This window comes from Candidatus Omnitrophota bacterium (genome assembly GCA_040755155.1).
Lineage (GTDB): Bacteria > Hinthialibacterota > Hinthialibacteria > Hinthialibacterales > Hinthialibacteraceae > JBFMBP01.
Map to the genome: position 1 here is coordinate 62281 of JBFMBP010000002.1, position 20281 is coordinate 82561.

General features: G+C 52.2%; 21 protein-coding genes. 10 read left to right on the forward strand and 11 right to left on the reverse strand.

All coding sequences use genetic code 11. The features are described 5' to 3' along the window. Window positions 1-28: 28 nt before the first annotated feature. Complete coding sequence (locus tag AB1656_00385) at window positions 29-1054, forward strand: DMT family transporter (protein MEW6233816.1); 1026 nt, start codon at window positions 29-31, stop codon at window positions 1052-1054. Here the strand turns inward: AB1656_00385 and AB1656_00390 are convergent. Beyond that, the gene (locus AB1656_00390) at window positions 1038-1892 is read right to left on the reverse strand and encodes a fumarylacetoacetate hydrolase family protein (protein ID MEW6233817.1); all 855 of its coding nucleotides are present in this window, start codon (window positions 1890-1892) and stop codon (window positions 1038-1040) included. The genes AB1656_00385 and AB1656_00390 overlap by 17 nt on opposite strands. A gap of 186 nt (window positions 1893-2078) precedes the next feature. Here AB1656_00390 and AB1656_00395 point away from each other — a divergent pair, with 186 nt between their 5' ends. Then, window positions 2079-3860, forward strand: a complete 1782-nt coding sequence (locus AB1656_00395; protein ID MEW6233818.1) for an AAA family ATPase — start codon at window positions 2079-2081, stop codon at window positions 3858-3860. A 37-nt stretch (window positions 3861-3897) separates the two neighbouring features. After that, complete coding sequence (locus AB1656_00400) at window positions 3898-5967, forward strand: metallophosphoesterase (protein MEW6233819.1); 2070 nt, start codon at window positions 3898-3900, stop codon at window positions 5965-5967. Here the strand turns inward: AB1656_00400 and AB1656_00405 are convergent. Then, window positions 5953-7065 (reverse strand): glycosyltransferase family 4 protein, encoded by a 1113-nt coding sequence (locus tag AB1656_00405; protein ID MEW6233820.1) that lies wholly within the window; start codon window positions 7063-7065, stop codon window positions 5953-5955. The genes AB1656_00400 and AB1656_00405 overlap by 15 nt on opposite strands. 258 nt (window positions 7066-7323) lie before the next feature. On the opposite strand from AB1656_00405, the gene AB1656_00410 reads away from it, so the two are divergent. The 4 genes from AB1656_00410 to AB1656_00425 all read left to right on the forward strand — a co-directional run bounded on the left by AB1656_00410 (window position 7324) and on the right by AB1656_00425 (window position 11414). Continuing rightward, window positions 7324-8355: a hypothetical protein gene (locus tag AB1656_00410; GenBank protein ID MEW6233821.1), complete on the forward strand. Its 1032-nt coding sequence runs from the start codon at window positions 7324-7326 to the stop codon at window positions 8353-8355. A gap of 124 nt (window positions 8356-8479) precedes the next feature. Further along, on the forward strand, window positions 8480-10462 hold the full coding sequence (locus AB1656_00415; GenBank protein MEW6233822.1) for a CotH kinase family protein: 1983 nt from the start codon (window positions 8480-8482) through the stop codon (window positions 10460-10462). Window positions 10463-10518: 56 nt separating this feature from the next. Beyond that, complete coding sequence (locus AB1656_00420; GenBank protein MEW6233823.1) at window positions 10519-10707, forward strand: hypothetical protein; 189 nt, start codon at window positions 10519-10521, stop codon at window positions 10705-10707. Window positions 10708-10850: 143 nt separating this feature from the next. Further along, on the forward strand, window positions 10851-11414 hold the full coding sequence (locus tag AB1656_00425) for a prepilin-type N-terminal cleavage/methylation domain-containing protein (GenBank protein MEW6233824.1): 564 nt from the start codon (window positions 10851-10853) through the stop codon (window positions 11412-11414). Window positions 11415-11536: 122 nt separating this feature from the next. On the opposite strand, the gene AB1656_00430 is transcribed toward AB1656_00425, so the two are convergent. The 7 genes from AB1656_00430 to AB1656_00460 form a co-directional block, all read right to left on the reverse strand. Next, complete coding sequence (locus AB1656_00430; protein MEW6233825.1) at window positions 11537-11911, reverse strand: nitrous oxide-stimulated promoter family protein; 375 nt, start codon at window positions 11909-11911, stop codon at window positions 11537-11539. Window positions 11912-12111: 200 nt separating this feature from the next. Continuing rightward, the gene (locus AB1656_00435) at window positions 12112-12540 is read right to left on the reverse strand and encodes a rhodanese-like domain-containing protein (protein MEW6233826.1); all 429 of its coding nucleotides are present in this window, start codon (window positions 12538-12540) and stop codon (window positions 12112-12114) included. A gap of 23 nt (window positions 12541-12563) precedes the next feature. Continuing rightward, window positions 12564-13298 (reverse strand): hypothetical protein, encoded by a 735-nt coding sequence (locus AB1656_00440; GenBank protein ID MEW6233827.1) that lies wholly within the window; start codon window positions 13296-13298, stop codon window positions 12564-12566. A gap of 64 nt (window positions 13299-13362) precedes the next feature. Continuing rightward, entirely contained in the window at window positions 13363-14025 is a 663-nt protein-coding gene (locus AB1656_00445; GenBank protein ID MEW6233828.1) for an ABC transporter ATP-binding protein, read from the reverse strand. A gap of 1 nt (window position 14026) precedes the next feature. Then, complete coding sequence (locus AB1656_00450; protein MEW6233829.1) at window positions 14027-15178, reverse strand: FtsX-like permease family protein; 1152 nt, start codon at window positions 15176-15178, stop codon at window positions 14027-14029. Continuing rightward, complete coding sequence (locus tag AB1656_00455; protein MEW6233830.1) at window positions 15175-16428, reverse strand: hypothetical protein; 1254 nt, start codon at window positions 16426-16428, stop codon at window positions 15175-15177. Before AB1656_00455 ends, AB1656_00450 begins: the two co-directional genes overlap by 4 nt. 70 nt (window positions 16429-16498) lie before the next feature. After that, the gene (locus AB1656_00460; protein ID MEW6233831.1) at window positions 16499-16894 is read right to left on the reverse strand and encodes a sulfite exporter TauE/SafE family protein; all 396 of its coding nucleotides are present in this window, start codon (window positions 16892-16894) and stop codon (window positions 16499-16501) included. A gap of 260 nt (window positions 16895-17154) precedes the next feature. On the opposite strand from AB1656_00460, the gene AB1656_00465 reads away from it, so the two are divergent. Then, window positions 17155-18063: a fused MFS/spermidine synthase gene (locus AB1656_00465; protein ID MEW6233832.1), complete on the forward strand. Its 909-nt coding sequence runs from the start codon at window positions 17155-17157 to the stop codon at window positions 18061-18063. After that, window positions 18060-18665 (forward strand): fused MFS/spermidine synthase, encoded by a 606-nt coding sequence (locus AB1656_00470; GenBank protein MEW6233833.1) that lies wholly within the window; start codon window positions 18060-18062, stop codon window positions 18663-18665. Before AB1656_00465 ends, AB1656_00470 begins: the two co-directional genes overlap by 4 nt. On the opposite strand, the gene AB1656_00475 is transcribed toward AB1656_00470, so the two are convergent. After that, window positions 18662-19042 carry a D-Ala-D-Ala carboxypeptidase family metallohydrolase gene (locus tag AB1656_00475; GenBank protein MEW6233834.1) on the reverse strand — a complete coding sequence of 127 codons (381 nt, stop codon included), beginning with the start codon at window positions 19040-19042 and terminating at the stop codon, window positions 18662-18664. The genes AB1656_00470 and AB1656_00475 overlap by 4 nt on opposite strands. Window positions 19043-19390: 348 nt before the next feature. Here AB1656_00475 and AB1656_00480 point away from each other — a divergent pair, with 348 nt between their 5' ends. After that, a complete protein-coding gene (locus AB1656_00480; protein MEW6233835.1) occupies window positions 19391-20023 on the forward strand; it encodes a redoxin domain-containing protein in 633 nt (210 codons plus the stop codon). Window positions 20024-20147: 124 nt separating this feature from the next. Here AB1656_00480 and AB1656_00485 read toward each other — a convergent pair. Beyond that, window positions 20148-20281 (reverse strand): Dabb family protein (locus AB1656_00485; protein ID MEW6233836.1); only part of this gene is annotated, 134 nt, incomplete at its 5' end.

Here is a 20281-nt window from a genome sequence, read left to right on the forward strand (position 1 = left end):
ACGCGAAACGATCCTGACATACAATCTAATGAAATCCAATTTGCGTTCTTGGCATATCCCCGCGATGCTCGCCTTGGCGGGGGCGATTCTCGGTTGGAGTACGGTTCCCCTTTTCTTGCGATCTTTTATTCATGAGATCGACGGTTGGACGGCAAACGGCGTACGGTATCCCATCGCCGGATTGTTTTGGCTCGCGCCGCTGATTTATTTTATCCGCCGGGGCGAGGTGGAAAAGAAATATTTTCTTCTCGCCATTCCTCCCGCATTGTTGAATATTGGTTCCCAAACGTTATGGGCCTGGTCGGTTTATTTTATGGAGCCGGGAAAATTGATCTTCCTGCATCGCATTTCTCTCGTCTTCGCCATTCTCGGTTCGTTTCTGCTTTTTAAGGATGAGCGGCCTTTGATCCGATCTTCTTATTTCTGGTATGGCTTGATTCTTTCGGTAACGGGTTTCGCTGGCATGAACCTTATGAAAACCGGCATCCCATGGGCGAATTCCTGGAAGGGGCTGGCTATCGTCTTTACCTGCGCTATGCTTTTTGGACTTTACGGCGTATTCGTGCGCTTTTTTATGGGCGGCGGCAAACCTTGGATTACCTTTCCCATCATCTGCCTCTATACGTCCGCCGCCCTGTTCGTCATGATGCTGTTTTTGGGCGAGCCGCGCCGGATTTGGGATATGCAGACGCCTCGGTTGGTTCTTCTGGTAGTATCCGCCCTTACCGGCATCGCCATCGCGCATGTTTGTTTTTATTACGCCATGCAGCGCCTCGGCGTTTCTATCAGCAGCAGTTGCCAGCTAATCAATCCTTTCATTACTTCCGTCTGTTCTTATTATTTCTTTGGCGAGAAATTGACCTTGGGCCAATGGATTTTCGGTCTTTTTCTCATTGCAGGCGCGTCTTTCCTGTTGATTGCGCAGCAGCATCTCGGCAAGCATCCCGCTCCCGTCCCCGCCTGTCCGATTGCGGAAATTGCGGAAATCGCCGCCCCGGAGGAAAGCGAATCCCTCCTTCAGCCGGAGGAAATACTTGTTACGCCGAAGCGATGACTTCCTGGCGCTGCCGTCCCAACCCTTCCACGCTCAACTCGACTACGTCGCCCGGCTTGAGATAAAGCGGCGGCTTGCGTCCGAAACCGACGCCCGGCGGGGTGCCGGTGCTGACAACGTCGCCCGGCAAAAGAGTCAAGAATTGGCTGATGTAACTTACTAAAAACTTCACGCCGAAGACCATTCGGCTCGTATGTCCCGTCTGCATCCGCTCTCCGTTGACATCCAGTTGAATCGCCAAGTTCTGCGGATCGGGGACTTCGTCCGGCGAGACAAGATACGGTCCCAGCGGCGCGAAGGTGTCGTGGCTTTTGCCCTTCACCCATTGCCCGCAGCGTTCGGCTTGGAACTCGCGTTCGCTGACGTCGTTCATGACGGCGAATCCGGCGATATAGGACATCGCCTCCGATTCCTCGATATACTTGGCGCGTTTGCCGATGACAAAAGCCAGTTCAGCTTCCCAGTCCGTCTTGCGGGAATTGCGGGGAATTTCGATAGGATCGAAGGGGCCGTTCAACGCCGTCGGCGCTTTGGAAAAGAGCACCGGCTCCTTAGGAACCTCCTGCCCCGATTCCTTGGCGTGGTCGCTGTAATTCAATCCCACGCAGATAATTTTTCCCGGCCGCGGGACGGGTGGTCCCAGACGTACGCTATTGGGAACCTTGGGCATAGCCGCTTCATTCTGTTTGAACCAGGAAGCCAGGCTGGGAATGCCGCCTTGTTCGAAAAAGGATTCATGGTAATCGTCCGTAAAGGTGGAAACGTCGACAATCTCTCCCGCCGAGTTCAATACGCCGGGCCGTTCTTTTCCCGATTCGCCGAATCGAAGCAATCGCATTTCGCTCTCCTAAGAATTTGGATTTTATTTATTAAGGCCGTGCGCGATATGGCGATTTATATCAGGGCGCATAACGCTTGACTTAGATTACCGTAATCCGCGCCGATCGATCAAGATGGAGAGAAGAAATCCGGTATGTTGATTCCTGCGGGAAAAGCGAGAGAATGATTCTTTGGAGAAGCGAATATGGCGCGTTCGAAGAAAGCGATTTTGCAGGACCTGATGGATTTGGGATTGACGCCGGGCGGGGCTAACAAAGCTTACGCCGTTTACGGCGTTCACGCCTCTTCCTATGTCCGGCGCGATCCTTATCAACTTCTTCTGTTGTACGAACGCCCGCCCTGGGAAGAGATCGAACGGGTGGCGGCCAAGGTGGGAATGCCGCCCTCCGCGCCGGAGCGCATCGCCGGAGCGATCGTTTATTCCCTCGCCGCCGCCACGTCGGACGGCCATGTATATTTGCCTCAGCGGGAATTATATCAACGGGCTTATCGCCATCTAGGATTCTACGACGAAAGCGCTCTGCAAAATTCGATGGATGAATTATGCGGCAACCGTCTGGTTTTTCTTACGGGCAAGGAGGAGGATGGCGCTTCTCCCGCCTATCTTTATCCACTGTACACAGCGGAGCGGACGATCGCCCATTTGATGACGCAACTCTTTGTTTGCAGTTCGCGCATGGCTTTAAAAGCGCCGAGCGAGAAGGAAATGAAGCAGGTGGAAGAGGAGATGCGCATCCGGTTCGCTCCCGCCCAGCGAGAAGCGATAAGCGCTTCCTTGGAGAATAAAATCGTCATTATCACCGGCGGGCCGGGAACGGGGAAAACAACGATCGTTCGCGGCGTTCTACACCTTTGGGAACAGCGAGGCGCCAAGATGCTGCTGGCCGCTCCCACAGGACGAGCGGCGCGGCGGTTGGCTGAAAGTTCCGGGCGCAAGGCGTCCACTATCCACCGGCTTTTGGAATACAGCCAGGAAGCCCAGCAATTCAACCGCAACGCCGAACGGAAACTTAGCGTCGATTTGTTGGTGGTGGATGAAGTCTCCATGATCGAAACTGAACTGATGGCCGCGATGTTGGAAGCGCTTCCCCCCGCCGCCCACTTGCTGCTCGTCGGCGACGTGAACCAGCTTCCCGCCGTAGGGCCGGGACTGGTGTTGCATGATTTGATCGAATGTAAAAAATTCAAGACTATTCTGTTATCCGAAATTTTCCGCCAAGGCGAGAGCAGCCTTATTTCTTTCAACGCGCAAAAGATCAACCAAGGCCAACTTCCCGATTTATCGGGCGCGGGGATCGAAGGCGGGCAGGATTTTTATTTCGTCAATCGTCCTAACGATCTCGACGCCAAAAGCGCCATTCTCGAAATGGCCGTCAACCGCATTCCCCGGCAGATGGGTTTGAATCCCAAAAAGGACGTTCAAGTTCTTTGTCCTATGATTAAAAAAGAGGTCGGCGTGGAGAAGATGAACGAGGCTTTACAGGAATGCCTCAATCCCGCTCCCTTGCGGGTGAAGACTCCTTTCTACAGCCTCGCCGTGGGCGATAAAGTGATGCAAACGAAAAACGATTATTCGAAGGACGTATTCAATGGAGATATCGGCATCGTCTGCGATATTCATCCGAAGAATCTGCAGGCGATCATCGTCTTTGACGGCGTCGAGGTACGCTACGATTGGCTGGAATTGGAAAATACGGCGCTGGCATACGCCATTACAGTGCATAAATCGCAGGGCGGAGAATACCGCGCCGTTTTGATTCCCCTCTCCATGCAGCATTATCCCATGCTGCAGCGAAACCTGCTCTATACAGCCGTCAGCCGGGGGAAAGAGATGGTTATCCTGGTGGGAAGCCCTCGCGCACTTGAGATTGCCGTTCGAAACAATAAGATACGGAAGCGGTATACCGGCCTGAAACATTGGCTTGAGGAGGCGTTTCGCAGCGTCTCCGCCGCGAAAGGAACGTAATTCCCGGTTTGGACGAATGCGCTTCAAGGAGCCGATAATGTCTCGTTTTGGAAAATTGTTTTTCGGCGCTCTCGCGTGGATGGGAATGTTCGTTCCCGCCGCCGGAGCGGAACTCCTCGCCGGGCCTTATCTTCAACGCCCCGCGACCGATGGCATCACGATCGCCTGGGAAACGAAAGAGCCTTGCGTCGGAACGGTTCACTATGGAATCGGTGATTTAATTCTTTCCTCAACCGAAATCAATCCTGCGACATCCCATCATCTTCGTTTGGAAAATTTGAATCCATCGACGTTCTACTCCTACCGTTGCGGGTGGCTCGATCAAATCACCGATTTATATACATTCAAGACCGCCCCGCCTTCCGAGGCGGAATCCTTCCGCTTGGTTTTGACGGGCGATTCCCGCAGCAATCCTCAAGTATGCGCGGAAATCGCCGAACAAATCCGCCAGGCTAGTCCTGACCTGGTAATCCACACCGGCGACATCGTAAGCGATGGATTGATTTACGAAAACTGGAAAACTCAGTTTTTCGATCCGATGAAAAATCTCCTGAACGCTTTCCCGTTCTTGCCGGTTTTAGGCAATCATGAAAAGAATACCGGTTTTTATTACGACTATTTCGATCTTCCCGGAAACGAAAACAATTGGACTCTCGATTTTGGAAATCTGCGCTTGATCGGTCTCGACAGCGATCTGGATGGCGAAGCGGCGGCGGCGATGCTGCAATGGCTGGAACTGGAACTGCAAAAAGGCGGGAAGAAGTGGACCGCCGTCGTTTTTCATCATCCTCTTTTTTCGGCTTCTCCCACTCGCCCCGTTTCCGATCTTCGTTGGACGTTGCAGCCCTTGTTGCAAAAATACAACGTCGATCTCGCCGTCACCGGCCACGATCATTTCTATCTACGGACCTATCCTGTCGGCCTTATCGGCAATCTACCCCAAAAGGGAGTTCGGCACATCACGACGGGCGGCGGCGGTGCGCCCCTCTATTCCAACGGCGAGACCTCTTATTCCGCCTTTCGATCTCACAGCCATCATTTCGTGATTCTCGATTTCGACGGCGATAAAATCGAGGGAAGAGCCATCGACGAGAAGGGAAAGTCATTGGACGCTTTCGTCATCGATGAAAACGTTGGTTCCAGCGCTGAAGAATACGTCTCTTTCGAAATGATCGAACTGGAAAAAAACATGAAGGAATGGGCTAAGAATTTCGCTTCTTCGGCGTGGCAGCCGGAACTGGTGGAAATCCATGGAAAGGCCGATATACCCCTCTCGTTTCAAGTTCCCATTCAAGGATCGCTCAGTTGGCGGGGAGGAAAGCAATGGACTATAGCGCCGGATAAACTGACTCTATCTCTAACGCCGGGGCAGCCGCTTTCCTTCGAATTTACCGCTCTTGCCAAAGCGGATAACGTTTATCCCATTCCTGCTTTGCATGTCGATATGGAGTACGACGATCTCGCTGGGAAAAACGTTCTGCCCATCGGATTCCGCAATTCGTCGATCGATATGTCCCCCATCAAAATTTATAAGAGAATGAAAGCCGCCGTCCCGCGAGCGTCTACGGACATCGTTATCGACGGCGTATTCGGCGAGGATGACTGGAAGCGGACGGCGCAAATCGACGCTTTCTTCGACGATGAAGATGCAGCAGCCCCCGCACGGTCTACGCGCGCCGCCTTGCTTCACGACGATCGAAATATTTACATTCAAATGGAAATGGAACAAGCGCCGCATACGTTCGGGAAGTCCATCTATGCCGGACGCGACAATCCCAAACTTCTCCTCAACGAAAACGTTCGCGCTCAAATTTTAAACGGGGAAAATCTATTTACTTTTCTCGTTTCCCAGAATGGAGATGCGGGAGAAAGCTTAGGCGCCGATTGGAATTGGAACGCAGAATGGCATTGCGCCATTCAGAAAATCGAACGGGGCTGGACGGCGGAAATCGCTATCCCTAAGGCGGTTCTCGGCGATCCCGCCGCCGGTTGGCGAATCGATTTGCTGCGCCGCGACGTCAACGCCGGAAAAGATTGCGCCTTGATTCCTTCATTCGGAGCGCCCGCGAACAATCCCATCCATGCGGCGGAGTTACTTTTGCAGTAGCCGCTCGTACAGCCGCTCCAATTGCGCGCCTAGCGCAGGCAGGGAATGATTTTCGATGACGTAGCGCCGGGCGTTGGCGCCTAATGCGCGGCGTAATTCGGGCGAATTCGCCGCCCGTTCGAACTGATGCGCGAACTCATCCGGCGTTTCCGCCATCAATACTTCTTTTTCATGCCGAACGTTCATTCCTTCCGCACCCAATGGCGTTGTAACGACGGTCATGCTCGCCGCCATCGCTTCCAGCAATTTATTGCGAACGCCAGCAGCCGCCCGCAGCGGGCAAAGATAAATATCGTCTTCGTAAAGATGTTCTTCCATGCGCGGGACGTTGGCCAGGATTCGCATTCCCTCCCGTCCGTCTAATACAGTAATCTCCGGTTCGGGGCGAGTTCCGATAATCAGCGTCTCCAAGCCGGGACGGCTTTGTTTCAGCCGAGGAAGGATGGACTCGCGATAATAGAGGACGGAATCGATATTGGGAAAATAAAAGAGCGTACCGGTGATGACGGCTCGCGGGCGATGGTTGTCGCCATGATTTTTGGGCTTGAATTGTTCGGCGTCTACGGCGTTGGCGATAACGTCGAATCGATGGCCGGGATGCCATTTTTCGAATTCCGCCGCATCCACGCCGGAGCAGACGAGAGCGGCATCGATTCGCGGCAGCAGCCAGCGTTCGAACGAGGGGATCGTCGCCAGTTCCCAACGATCCACCAGCCATTCCCCCCATTTCCGGCGGTACTTGATCGAACGCTCAAAGTACATGATTAACGAATCGGTGAAATCCACTACTTTAGGCAGAGGGATGAAGGGCGCGTATTGCCCAATTCGCATCCGGTCGATATGGACGAGATCAAAGCCGCCTTCCGCCATTTTTTTTTCGATGGCGATTCGCGTACGATGCGAACGGGTCCATGATACGCGCAAGGAACGGCCGATCGGCAGCCCCAACGCGCAGTGAAGCCGCGAACGCCATGGATTTACATCCACAATGACCGTAGGAATTCCCATCTCCTCGAGCCGGCGAACGTCGGCCTCCGTTTGAGCGGGGAGTTTTTGGGCTATGAGATGCGTTTCATGCCGCTGGGAAAGATATTTCAAAAAATTAAAAGGTCTCCGCCCATCGGTCTCAGTGGGGATGCACGGCGTTGCGAAGAGGATTTTCATAGGACGGACAACTCCGATAACATTTCGTTTTTCCGTTTAGGAAAATGAATAATTTACGGGAAAATAGTTTGACGCCAATTCCCTTACTTATTCAAGCGCCATAGAAAATAGGCTGTAGGATGCCGCGGAACTTGTTGAATAGGAATCCATTCCACTATCATGAAAAGAGATATCTAGAATTTAAGGGGAAAAATGATGAACTGGGATAAATTAATGGAAAAAGCCGTTCTATTCTCTCTTTTCGGAATTTGCCTGTTCATAACTTCCGCCGCCTGGACGGAGCCGGAACTGGGAATCAAAGGAACCCATTTCACGCGCGACGGCGAACCGGTGTTTTTGTTGGGTATAAGTTATTACGGCGCCTTGGGCGCTCCCCGTGAATCGATTCAGCGGGACTTGGATGAAATGAAAACGTACGGCTTCAATTGGATTCGCGTATGGGCGGCGTGGGCGGCTTTCGACAACGACGCAGCCGCCGTCGATCCCGAAGGCGAAGCGCGTCAGCCGTATTTGGACAATTTGAGATGGCTGATCGAGCAGTGCGGCCAGCGGGGAATGATGGTTGACGTAACGCTTAGCCGAGGCAACGGCGTTACTGGACCGCCGCGCCTGCAAACTCCCGAAGCCCATCGATGCGCCGCACGCACTCTGACGCAATCTCTGCAATCCTTACGCAACTGGTATTTGGATATGGGCAACGAGCGAAATATTAAAGATAAGCGATATATCTCTTTGGATGAATTGGCCGATGTCCGGAAATTGGTTAAGAGCCTCGATCCCCGCCGCTTGGTTACGGCGTCTTGGGGCGGCGACATGGATAAAGAGGAGTTGCGCCGATGCCTCTTGGATGTTCAACTCGATTTCATAACTCCCCACCGTCCCCGCGGCGCTGGTTCCGCCGAAGAGACGGCGAAACAAACTGGGATCTATTTCGAATGGATGACAGAGGTTGGCCGAAAGGTTCCAGTTCACTATCAGGAACCATTCCGCCGGGGGTATTCGTCGAAGTCGTTCGATCCGCAAGCCGCCGATTTCATTATGGATTTGCAAGGAGCGATTCAAGGCGGCGCCGCGGGTTGGTGCTTTCATAACGGCGACCAGCGAAGCCGGGACGACGGCCAACCTCGCCGCTCTTTCGATATGCGGAAAAAAAGACTTTTCGAACAATTGGATGATGTCGAGATCGATTTTTTGAAGCAATTGAAATCGATCAAAATGAATTAACAATTCGACTTCCCGCTTTCGCGAAGTAGGGAAAGTGGGGATTCTAAAATTTTGACCATTTTCATCTGACGGATAGATGCGCTTGCGCTATCTTGTGGGAAACGATTAGGGAGCAGTTATCATTATGGGGAATACTATTTCATCATTTCTCTTTGTTGCATTACTTTGTTTATTCCATGAATCAGCCTTGGGCGACGTCGTCATTAACGAGATTCATTACAATCCGCTCGACGACGCTCCCAGCGAATTTATCGAACTTTACAATCCCGCCAGCCAATCGATCGATCTCTCCAATTATGCCTTCACGGAGGGAGTGGCCTATCAAATCCCGCCGGGGACGATTATCGAACCCTCTAGTTATTTGCTGGTAGTAAAATATACCGATTCCACGATATGGCGGCAAAGTTCCGCCAAGCGCATCGGCCCTTACAACGGCAGTCTTGCGAATACCGGCGAGCGGTTGACTTTGCGCACGCCGGACGGGCGGATCGCGGATAGTTTTGCTTACAGCGATTCGCTCCCCTGGCCGCGCGGCGCCGACGGTTATGGCCCCACTCTTGAGCGCATCGCCTGGGACCTCCCGGCGGACGATTATCATTCCTGGCGGGCGTCCCTCGCCGCGAATGGGACGCCCGGCAAGGCGAATTCGGTGGCGAATACGATTCCTCGGCCTATGATTTCCTCCTTCCGGATCGACCCCGTCCTGCCCCATTCGCAGGATAGAGTCAATATCGAATTCACGCTGGACAGCGCCGATCTCATCCAATCTGTTCAATTGCAATATGAAACTTTGACCACGAAAGCGAAAGGCGCTTTACGGACGCTCAGCATGAATCTCGCGAGAGTGAGCGAAGGCTTGGCGACTTACTCCGCAAACATACCTTCGCAGCTGTCTCAAACGATGGTTCGTTTCAATATCAAAACAACGCTCAAGGATGGCAATATTCTACGTTTGCCTCACCAGTCGGAGCCAAGGCCCTTCGAGTCCTATTTTGTTTATGACGATGAGATTCCTACCTTATTGCCTATTCTATGGTTGTTCCGTTCATCTAGTTCCTCGCTGCCTGAAGGGACGAAAACGGTTTCGAGCATCGCCGTCAAGCCTACGGACGGACCGGTTCGATGGTTCGACGGCGCCGATGTCCGCCCCTCGCGCAACGGCATGAAGATATCGTTTATCCGGGGCGAGGATTATCGCGGCGACAGCACCATCAACATTATCCCCGAATCGCCCAGCGGCGGAACGACGGCGGGCGCCCAATCTCCGCATGTGGAGCATTTATCGTATCGGTTTTTTGAAGATTTCGGCGTCATGGTTCCCCGTTGCGATTGGTATCGCGTTATTGAATCGGGCGCTCATACTCAGCGCATCGTTATCCAGCAGCCCAATGAGGCCATGATGGAATTGAACGGACGCGATCCCAACGGCAACCTTTACAAAATCGCCTACAACGAAGCGAATGGCTACACCAAAAAAACCAACGTGCTGGAGGGAGACGAAGACTTTTGGGAAATGCGCAACGCCATCAGCGTTAGCAACAACGCCGCGCGCGCCAAGGCTTTGCGCCGCTATCTGGATATCGATGAAGTGATGGGATACGAAGTCGCAGGCCTCCTCATGAGCAACTGGGACGGATTCTTCAACAACCAATTTTATTATCACAATCCCCCGCCGATCGACAAATGGGAAATCATTCCTTGGGATTTGGACAAGACCTTCGGCTTTACCGACAGCGATCCCATGTTCGTAGAAATGCCCTTGGCCTTCCCTTTGGATGGAAAAGCGCGAGTGGCATCCCGCCAGCCTGGAATCATTTCCAAGCCCTTTCATTCCGATGCGGAGTTGAATGGGGAATATATACGGCGCGTGAAGCAGGGATTGGATGGATTGCTGTCCATTGAACGCGTGGATTCACTGACGAAAGAGATGGAGGATTTTCTGCAGGACGATTTGAATCTGCTCGAAAGTTATACCGGCGCTTCCCGCAGCAGCCGCCGCGCGCAGATTCAAACTTCCTACGAGACCATGCGCCGATTCATCCGCCTGCGAGAGACTTACCTCCGCCCATTTCTTCCCGTCTCCGTGGAGGAGTGGAGCGTGTATTGAAAATGTTTTTTGATCCATCTCCAATTGAAAAATTAAGCGATTAGGCGATGAAGATTATGAAAAAAGAATCTATAAGCAAAGAAGATAAGGATGATATGCGGTCCGAATATCAGCGTGAGGAATTAGACCCCGGAATCCGCGGCAAATATTTTAAAGCCTATCAAGAGGGAACGGATTTTACGGTTTTTAACCCGGATATGGACAAAATCGTTCATGATAAAAAACGCTCCAAGAAAGACCGCTGATTCTTTTGTTAATGAAGCTCTCTTTGGTATTAACCTCAGGGAGGAAACTAAGAGATATAGGCTTCACTTTTTCCTTTTGGAGAGGATAATTTTAATAAAGAATTGTTCTTGGACGGAAGCGCGCTAAGCCGAGGGAAACGGATATGAAAAACCGGTTTGGTTTTACCTTGATCGAACTATTGATCGTCGTAGCGATTATTGGGGTTCTCGCCGCCATCGCCGTTCCCAACTTCTTGAACGCCCGCACCCGCGCTTTGGTGGCGCGCTGCTATTCCGACATGCGCGCCATCAGCACGGCTTTCGATATGTACAATCTCGATAATAATGCCTATCCTTTCTTCGGCAGCAACTACTGGGAGTCGTATTGGATTTATCCGGTTCTCACTACGCCCATTGCGTACCTCAGTACAATCCCATTGGATCCATTCACGATCAAGGATACGCCGCAGCGCGTCGCCCACGGACATTATTATCCGGGATGGAACGTCTTCGAGGTTGTCAAAACCGGTTCGACATGGGGGGGCAAGCCGGTGCAAGACGCTGTGCGCGCCGGAGCGCACATGTTAACCGTCAGTTCCGGCCCCGACCGCCATGAAGATATCGCCACGCAGAACGGGGGAGTCCTACCCTATAACGGCAGCAACGGCCTCAATTCCAACGGCGACATTTTCCGCTTCACGCCCGGCAGCCAGGGAGATTCGGGGTGAGTTATAAAGGCGGATTGCGCTTCGCTTTGACCCTCTCCTGCGCAACTACTCCAAGCAAAACGATAGAAACATAGATTTGGAAGAGCGGAAATGCGCCGACCGTAGGGTGAATTATTTTATTGTTAACCGCGCAGGAAGTATTTGACAAGCCAATCGAGGCGGCCTCTTTTTACGAAGTACATTCCGGAAAAACGCATGATAGTCCTCACGCGCTCGCGATAGCTCGGTTTATAACAGTGGGTGGGGCATTCCTTGCATTTAGGTTTGGGATCGTACGGGCAATGTTCGCGGCGATTTCGCGCGTAATCGAGCAAGTCTTGGCATTCGTGGCAAAGGATGCCGCCGCCGTATTCGGCGTGATGGCGTCGGCAGTAGACTCGGACGAAGGATTCCAGAACCTGCATGTCCCGATCGACAAGTTGGGGATCGACCGGCTTGACGCGCTTTTGCAAGGGTGGTTGCGGCGATTTGTTTTTCAGGATATTTAGTGGAAACATGGATGGCCTTTTCGTTCTTTATGGTATTCCCCTCTGCCATTTCTTTTTATCATACCCTAATCCCTCCAAAACCTAACGTCCCCAAACCAAATCCTTCCATAAGGGCATCATGATTCACGCAACCAAACGACATCAAAGCTTCCGGATGAAGATTATCAAAGAGGACGAGAGAATTGAAATACGTACGCTGAGTCAGTAATTCAATACAACGCCCAATCCGCTACCGCCGTAACCGGCTCTTGATAGGGGCCAGTCTCGACGATCGCTCCGGGAACGGTCTGGTAAGATGAGAAGCCGCCCGTCATATTCAACAGCAGCGAGAAGCCTTTTTCTTGCAAAAAAGCGAAAGCTTGAGCGCTGCGCCCGCCGGAGCGGCAATAGACGATGATGGTTTTATCCCTCGGTAGCGATTCCCATTCCAAGGCCAGGACGCCGCTAGTCCAAGGCATCAGCAGCGCGCCGGGAATATGGCCCGATTCGTATTCGCTCGCTTCCCGCACGTCCAAAAACTGAACGGTGGGGTCGCCGACGTAATTCAACGCTTCCTTCGGCGATATATCGGAAGCCGCGAAAACCACAACGGCGGCGAAGAGGGGGAGTCCTTTCCAAAACCATAATCGATTGGGCATGTTTAATCTCTTTCCATACCGCCTTATTTTACGGGCGGAACGCGGATTTTTCCGATTTGGACGATCTGCAACGCTTTGATTGCCTCTTCTTTACTGTGGATTTGTTTTTCGATCTGGACGATTTTCATTTTGATTTCGGCGATTTGATGCTCGAATAATTTTTGACCGTCGGGATTTAAGGCCAACTGTTTTTTTCTCATGGCGCTTTTTTCGTTGCCGACGGAAACGAGAAAGACGAAAAGTACGGCGATCAACAGGAGAAAAGCGAAAAAGAATTGATTGATCGCCGCCAGAATCAATACGAATCCCAAACCCACGCATAAAGTGACGATCATCTTCATTCTTATGGCGGAGATCAAGGTCGGATTCAAATCGCTCATATCCTGCTGGAGGTCGCGCAACGAATCCATCAACTCCGTTCGTTGATCGATCAACTGAGACCTTTCAATCTGTAATGTCTCCATGTCCGCCAGCGGCTCGCTGGCTTCTTCCGTTTCTGGTTCTTCATCCAATTCCTCTTGCAATTCCTCCGGCGCTGCGGATTCCGGCGCTGCGGACGGACGAAGTTTTTGTTTGGCTTCTTCGATCATGGAAGCCAAACTGCCCATATCGTAAAGCCGGTCTTTCGTCATGGAATTGAGTATCTTGACGAAATCTCGTTCGACGCCCGCGTCCACCGCCGCGAGAAGCGCTTCGTCGAACTCGCGAATATTATGACTCACGTCGAAAGCAAGGTTAAAAGCGAGCTTTTGTTGCATGCCATTTAATCTCCCGACCTGTTTTTTTTCATCATTATAGTATAAGAAAAAGGAAAAATACCGATCAGCTCGTTTCTTCTATGCGCCCGCCTTGCAGCCGGATAATTCGGTCTGCGCAACGATCCGCCGCCGCGCCGTGCGTTACGACCAGCACCGTTCCCCCTTCGCGATGATAGCGGGATAGATGCTCCAACACTTCGGATGCGTTTTCAGGATCGAGATTGCCGGTAGGTTCATCAGCCAGAAGCAGTTTCGGCTTGTTGAGCAGTGCGCGGGCGATGGCGCAGCGCTGTTTTTCCCCAGCGCTCAATTCCGTTGGCTTATGGGTTTCGCGTTCGGCCAATCCCAAACTCTTCAGCAATGCCGCCGCCTCGTCCCGCGAGGGCGGATGCGAAACAGCCCCGGCGGCCAAGAGAACATTCTCCATCACCGTCAAATACGATACGAGATGGAACATCTGAAACACGAAGCCGATTTTCTCCGCCCGGAAGCGTGCACGCTCCCTGATGCTCATAGCATAGATGTCTCTTCCGTCTAGTTGTATCCGTCCGTTGGAGGGCCGCAGCATCCCGCCCGCCGCCAATAATAGAGTGGATTTGCCGCTGCCGCTCGGCCCGCGCAGCACGATGAATTCGCCTTCTTTCACCTGGATCGTTACATCGCGCAGGGCGTAGACATCGCCCCGGCGGGAAGGATAAATTTTATCGATATTTTCAAATTGGATCATCTTATTCCTCCCTCAAAACATCCGCCGGATCTTGGGTAACGGCGACGGCGGCGGGGATGAAGCTGGAGACGGCGGCGAAGAGAGGCGCAGCCAACAGCGACCAATACAACAGCGAATAAATCGGCGCAATGTTTTTCGCCGTTACTTTGAATATTTGCGGCCCGGCTTTAAGCGCCAGACCGGTTCCTATAACGAAACCAATCGCCGCTCCAATCAAACCGATAAGAGCGGCTTTGCCCAAAAACAAAAAGGCGATCCTGCCCGATCCATACCCCAGCGCCCGCAGCACGCCGATTTCCCGCCGCCGCTCGCGTACGTTCAGCATGGCCAGCGCGCCAATCCATATGGCGCAAACGATAGCCGCCAGCGGCATGATTAAAGCGAAGTACTTGTCCGTCATTTCCCGTTGCTCCGTCCGCGCCTTGGCGATATGGCTTATTTGGATCACCTTGGCGTCAGGCAGCGATTGAGATAATTGCTCCCTTAACACTGTCAACGGATCAACGTTGGGGATGATGCACTTGCAGTCGAGCGCCTGGATTTCGTTTATCAGGCCTTCCTTGCGCAACAGTTTTTGGGCGTCAGTCAGATGTACATAGATGCGGATGTCGTCCTCCGTTCCACTTTCGAAAAGGCAGCGCTCCACCTTGAACGATCCCCCCAGAATTTCAATGTCATCCCCCTTGGCGATTTCCAAAGCCTTCGCCAGTTCATGCCCGACGTAAGCCGTTCCCGGCTGGATGCTGAAAATCATCGGCGGCTTCTTCGCGCCGGGCGGCATGACTTCGGCGGCGATGCCCTTAAGGATGGCTTCCTTGCCACGCCATTCGATTCTTTCTTGCAGCGTCGCCAGAAGGTGAGTGTAGAGCAGATTTTGGATTTTCGTGTTGGCGAGGCGGCGCGCGTAATCTTCCGGCATCGTCAGCGTGGAATATCCCTTCGTCCAAAAATCATTGATATCAGTATCTTGGCGGATGATGCGCAGGTTATAGCCGATGTCGCGCATCAGGCGGGTGGTCTCGTTGATGGAAGCCTCGCCCGCCGTGAAGAAGCAAACAAACAACGCCGCCGCCGTCGCTACGGCGAATAGGCTCAACAGAAAATTGATCTTCCGGCATCCTATTTCTTTCACTATCAAGCGAATCGCAGTCATGCCGCATTTCTCCTTGCCCAAACGATCATCCCGATCCCCGCCGCCGACGCGAGAATCCCTGCGCCCATCAACCATAAAAAGGAATTCCAGAAGACGCGCCGATCCTCCGATGGCTTGGGATCGATGCCGACGGCGGCGTTGAAGTGAGGCGTAGAACTCGCCGCCGTTCCATCGGCGATCCGATCCGCCAACGGTTCTTCATTCAGGATATTGTTCTCATTTTCCCCTACCGCAGGCGATTCGATCAAGACTCCTTCACTATAGCCAAGCAAAACGCCGTCCACGGACGAATCGGAATATCGCTGTTGGTTTCCCGGCGTGTTTTTGGAGAGAATTTGGCTGATCTCCACTTTCGCCATCGGACTTTCCACGTCGAAACCCAGCCGCCGCGCCGCCAATTCCCGCAACTCTTCGCTCCAGACAAAGGGAAACATCCTGCCCTGCATCCAGGAACGATCCAGGCCGCATTCGCAATTCAAGCCGATGACGGAGAGATAATAGGATACGGCCCCTTCCGTGATAGCCTTTCCTCTCAGAAGCGATCCCATCAAGCGCCCCCGTCCGTAAAGCGCGGCGGCGCACGGTTCTTGAATCTTCTCATCTTCTATGCCCAGGCTCCAAAGCAGAATTCTTTCTTCCGATTGCCGTTGGGGAGGGAGAACATAGAGAACCGGCGGCATTTCAACCGTCTTAGGCAGATAGGCCATATTTTTTTTTACTTTTTCGATGGCCGCTGCAACAGCCGTTTTTGCCTTTTCGTTGTTTTCCGCGTCTTCGCCTTCCACTAGCAATACGACGCCATAGCATTCGATTAATTGCTTCATGATCTGTTGACGGATGGAGGAATCGACGATCGCGTCCAAGCGGTTCCAGACTCTTTCCTTGAAGGATTTTTCTTCTCCCTCGAAAAAGATGGAAAGGGATCGTCCATCGGGAGAGACGAGAGCGGCGGCGGGAAGCGTCTTCATGCGGTCCTTGTCGAAATAGTCCAAGCCTTTGGATTCTATCTCTTTGTCCACATTGACGAATTCCGTTTTTACGTTGCCGTCGAGCAACGCGGCGAAGGAGATGGATTTTAACGCGGAGACGTCCTCATCTAAAGTGTTTTCGCCGATATAGACGTAAAGAAGGTAGGGATCGGATTGCAAATCCACGAATCCCACGTCGCGCACGTTGTACCGGCACGCCCAGGCGGGGGGAACGAACGTCAGAAGCGCAATCCATAATGTCCAGTTTCGAATTCTTTTCATAGTATCTCGCGTCCATTGCGTCTATTTTCAAGAAGGCCTCGAATTCGGCGATATGGGAACTGCGCTGAAGTCAAGGCGCCGATTTGTAGGCGGAAAGGAACATGCGAATTCCCATAATGAAGAGCAGAATCGAAAAACCGTACTGCAAGGTTCGATTGGAAAGATACGCCGCTAAACTGGCGCCGATATTGGCCCCAATGACGACGGCGGCGCTTAAGATCAGAACCACCCAGTAATTGATGACGATGTCGGGATTCAGGTAGTAGCGCAGAGCGCCCATGATTGCCATAGGAATCATGATCGTAAGCGCGATTCCCTGCGCCTGTTTCTGCGTAAACGCCGCCAACAGCGTAAGCGCGGGTACGACGATGATGCCGCTGCCAATGCCCAGAGAGGCGCTTAAAACGCCCGCCGCCAAGCCCAAAACGAGATAAAAGCCGATTGATCCGCCCGATAAATCTACCATGAAATGGCTCCTTGCCCCAAAAACGATCGTAATAGTTCGATGGCTTAAGATGCATCCGGCATCCGTTTCCCATTTTATCGGAAATGGTTTGTATTGATAATGGTTTCGAGCCGCCGCTGGAACAGGATTCCAGTTTCCGCGCGAGCATTATGCAAATCGCGGCGAGCGCGCCTTTTTCTTTATTTCTTATTGAAGGATAATCGTCGAAAACGATATAAAGGAGCCTTCGTCAAGCGCGCCGCTGGCGAATGGAAGCCGTAATGATTTACCGATATTTCATTTCTATCGCCTTCCTATTGCATTTCTCTTTTTCTTTGCCGGGATGGGGAGCGGAAAAGGTTCTCTACGAGAAGGATTCGCTCTATCACCATATCCGCGTATCGGAGGCGGAGAACTATCGTTATCTCTCCTTCAACCGGGCGCGGGGCAGCCAAAGCGCCGTCAACGTCAACGATCCTTTCGAGTTGAAATACGCCTATACTCGCGCCAGTTTCGCCGTTCCCGCCTTTTTGAACCGGACGCCGGAGAAAATCCTTTACATCGGATTGGGCGGCGGTTCCATTCCCAAAGTGATGGCGAAGATACTTCCGGAAGCGAAGATCGACATCGTGGAGATCGATCCCGACGTCGTTGCCGTGGCGAAGCGATTCTTCTTTTTCCAACCAACGGAGAAGATGCGCGTTTTCGAACAGGATGGCCGCCAGTTCTTGCGGCGCAGCCAGGAAATTTACGATTTTATTTTCCTCGACGCTTACAACGACAACGCCATCCCATTTCATCTTACCACGAAGGAATTTTTCGAAATCGTCAAGAAACGCATGGCGCCGGACGGCGTTATGGCGTCCAACGTCTGGGGGCCGCGCAACGACGAATTTTACCTTTCCGAAGTGAAAACCTATCAGCAAGTATTTTCGAGAATTTACATGATCGATTCCATTAAGACCAACAATTATCTTCTCGCCGTTCCTCCCGGCGAACAGGCCATAACGAAAGAGGAGTTCGTGAAGCGGGCGGAGGCGTTGCAGCCATTGTACGCCCTGCCTTTTTCGCTGGCGGAATACGCGCAAACGTTGGAAGATTTGACTGCGATGAAAGTGGATGCCGAAATTCTGTCCGACGATTACGCGCCGGTGGAGATTCTGCGTTCGAGAAAGGTTCCCGCTCAGTGATTCCTGCCATCGTTTTTTTGTCCGGAGCCGTCGTCATGTCGTTCGAAATGTTGGGCAGCCGCATTCTGGCGCCGCATTTCGGCAATACGGTTTTCGTTTGGGGCGGACTGATCAGCGTCTTTCTGAGCGGTTTGACTGTGGGGTATTGGGGCGGGGGGCGATTGGCGGACAGGATCGCCGACTTGCGTTGTTTTGCGGCGCTCCTGGCAATTCCAGGCGTGATCCTTTGTTGTTTTCCCTTATATTGCGATGTCGTTAACATATGGATCTACGACCAAGGCTTTGGCGTAAGAATGGAGCCTATGCTGGCCTCGCTCATCCTGTTTTTCCCGCCAACGGCGTTTATGGGCGCAGTCAGTCCCTACGCCGTGAAACTCCAGGTGAAGAATTTGCGATGGCTTGGAACAGGAGTAGGCAATCTTTATGCGCTTTCTTCGTTGGGCAGCATTTTGGGGACGCTGCTGACTTCTTTTTATTTGATCGTATGGATCGGCGTTCGCTGGATTATCGTTGCGGAAGGCATATTGTTATTGGCGACGGCGTGCGCCGTATGGATTTTCGATATTCTTCGCTATCGGCGCCAACGAGAAACGTTTCTCTAATCTCTCCATTTTAATCCCCAGCGCGCCGGTCCGTTGGGGCGGACGTCGAGATGGACGAACGATGGGTAGACGCCGATGCCGCCTTTTCGAAACGCCTCGATTTCGGCGGCTTGGCGGGCGATTTCTTGCGGCGTAACGTTTTCCATCCAAATATCCGCCGCTTTTCCCGTTAAATGCTGGCTGTTGGGCGACCCGCCCACTTTTTTATTTTGTTTTTCGCAACGGCGTCCGCTGTTGATATGAATCGGCGCATGGACGGCCTCTCTCAAGGCTTCCAACGACGCGATAAGCCTGGGATCGGCATCGGCCTCGCCGCAGCCGCATCGGCAGGCGAATTCCTCCAGCGTAAAATGTTCGGAGAGTTTTTTATTCGCCATGATTTATCTTCCCATGCGTTTATCGCGTATGCGCGATTCGATCTATAAGCGCCCTATCCTTTGCCTATCACGCCGCATTTACATAAAAAATTGCCCAATTTCAAGATTCGTCCCGTTCGGCTCTATCGCGAACGCCGTGAATGAAAACTGCATCCTCAATTATACGAGCCGTCCCCGCATTATGGCTGCGATAATTCGCCGCCATCCCGCGCTTTTGGAATTCGCATTCAAAAAGTTCCCGGCGCAGGAGGGCGAAGAGTCGATCGATGTATTGGCGCGAAATCCATTCTTCATACTATAATATTTCGTCTATGTTCCATTCATACTAATAAAGAAGGAGTAACGTTTATGAAACGAAAGATGAGTGCATCCCTGGTTATGCTAGTTTTGATTGGAATGACTTCTTTGGCGGCGAACGCTTCCGAACAAGAGAAAAAACCCTATCGGGTCGGCGATGTGGTGGAACCGTTTCAACTCAAGGACGTAAATGGCAAGGGATACGATTTGGGCAAGTATCTGGGAGAGAAAATCATTGTCGTGGATTTTTGGAATTTCCAATGTCCCGTCTCTCGCGGTTATGAGGAACGCTTGAAAGCTCTCTATGATAAATTCGGTCCCAAGAAAGCGGAAGGAACAGAGGAAGAGAAAAACGCCCAAGCCGTTTTCTTCGTTATCGATTCCAATGAGCCGAACAGCGAAGACGCCATCAAAAAATACGCCGAAGAGAACAAACTTCCTTACGCCATTCTAAAAGATTGGAAAAACGTTATTGCCGACAAGTTTGGAGCCGGCGTGACGCCGGAAACGTTCGTTATCGGCAAGGACAAAAAAATCCAATATCACGGCTCGATCGACGATTCGCAGAATGTGGAGAAAGTAAAGGAAAAATATCTGCAAGCGGCGGTGGAAGCATTATTGAAAGGCGAGAAACCAGCGGTTTCCGAAAAGAAATCCTTTGGCTGCAGCATCAAGCGCATCTAATCGGTAGAGATCGTATAACGTAAAACGAAATCCCCGCCGGATTGTCCGGCGGGGATTTTTTTGGGGAAATAACAAAAAGACGATGGGTCAAAAAACGCGACCCATCCTACTTATCGAATAAGCCTTATTTATTGTTCCAATAATCGACCACAAAGACATCGTCCACGCAAGCAAGAGTTCCCAGCGTTTGGCCGAACTCTTTGTGGGCGGGATGGACGAGATAGGCGTCGCGGTCTTTGGCGGTCTTGAAAGTAAGGA

Coding starts and splice junctions, on each gene's coding strand:
- AB1656_00460 (MEW6233831.1), bottom strand. CDS start 16,894: ATGGTAGATTTATCGGGCGGATCAATCGGCTTTTATCTCGTTTTGGGC.
- AB1656_00480 (MEW6233835.1), top strand. CDS start 19,391: ATGAAACGAAAGATGAGTGCATCCCTGGTTATGCTAGTTTTGATTGGA.
- AB1656_00450 (MEW6233829.1), bottom strand. CDS start 15,178: ATGACTGCGATTCGCTTGATAGTGAAAGAAATAGGATGCCGGAAGATC.
- AB1656_00400 (MEW6233819.1), top strand. CDS start 3,898: ATGTCTCGTTTTGGAAAATTGTTTTTCGGCGCTCTCGCGTGGATGGGA.
- AB1656_00435 (MEW6233826.1), bottom strand. CDS start 12,540: ATGCCCAATCGATTATGGTTTTGGAAAGGACTCCCCCTCTTCGCCGCC.
- AB1656_00430 (MEW6233825.1), bottom strand. CDS start 11,911: ATGTTTCCACTAAATATCCTGAAAAACAAATCGCCGCAACCACCCTTG.
- AB1656_00420 (MEW6233823.1), top strand. CDS start 10,519: ATGAAAAAAGAATCTATAAGCAAAGAAGATAAGGATGATATGCGGTCC.
- AB1656_00455 (MEW6233830.1), bottom strand. CDS start 16,428: ATGAAAAGAATTCGAAACTGGACATTATGGATTGCGCTTCTGACGTTC.
- AB1656_00440 (MEW6233827.1), bottom strand. CDS start 13,298: ATGCAACAAAAGCTCGCTTTTAACCTTGCTTTCGACGTGAGTCATAAT.
- AB1656_00465 (MEW6233832.1), top strand. CDS start 17,155: ATGATTTACCGATATTTCATTTCTATCGCCTTCCTATTGCATTTCTCT.
- AB1656_00395 (MEW6233818.1), top strand. CDS start 2,079: ATGGCGCGTTCGAAGAAAGCGATTTTGCAGGACCTGATGGATTTGGGA.
- AB1656_00410 (MEW6233821.1), top strand. CDS start 7,324: ATGATGAACTGGGATAAATTAATGGAAAAAGCCGTTCTATTCTCTCTT.
- AB1656_00425 (MEW6233824.1), top strand. CDS start 10,851: ATGAAAAACCGGTTTGGTTTTACCTTGATCGAACTATTGATCGTCGTA.
- AB1656_00385 (MEW6233816.1), top strand. CDS start 29: ATGAAATCCAATTTGCGTTCTTGGCATATCCCCGCGATGCTCGCCTTG.
- AB1656_00475 (MEW6233834.1), bottom strand. CDS start 19,042: ATGGCGAATAAAAAACTCTCCGAACATTTTACGCTGGAGGAATTCGCC.
- AB1656_00445 (MEW6233828.1), bottom strand. CDS start 14,025: ATGATCCAATTTGAAAATATCGATAAAATTTATCCTTCCCGCCGGGGC.
- AB1656_00390 (MEW6233817.1), bottom strand. CDS start 1,892: ATGCGATTGCTTCGATTCGGCGAATCGGGAAAAGAACGGCCCGGCGTA.
- AB1656_00415 (MEW6233822.1), top strand. CDS start 8,480: ATGGGGAATACTATTTCATCATTTCTCTTTGTTGCATTACTTTGTTTA.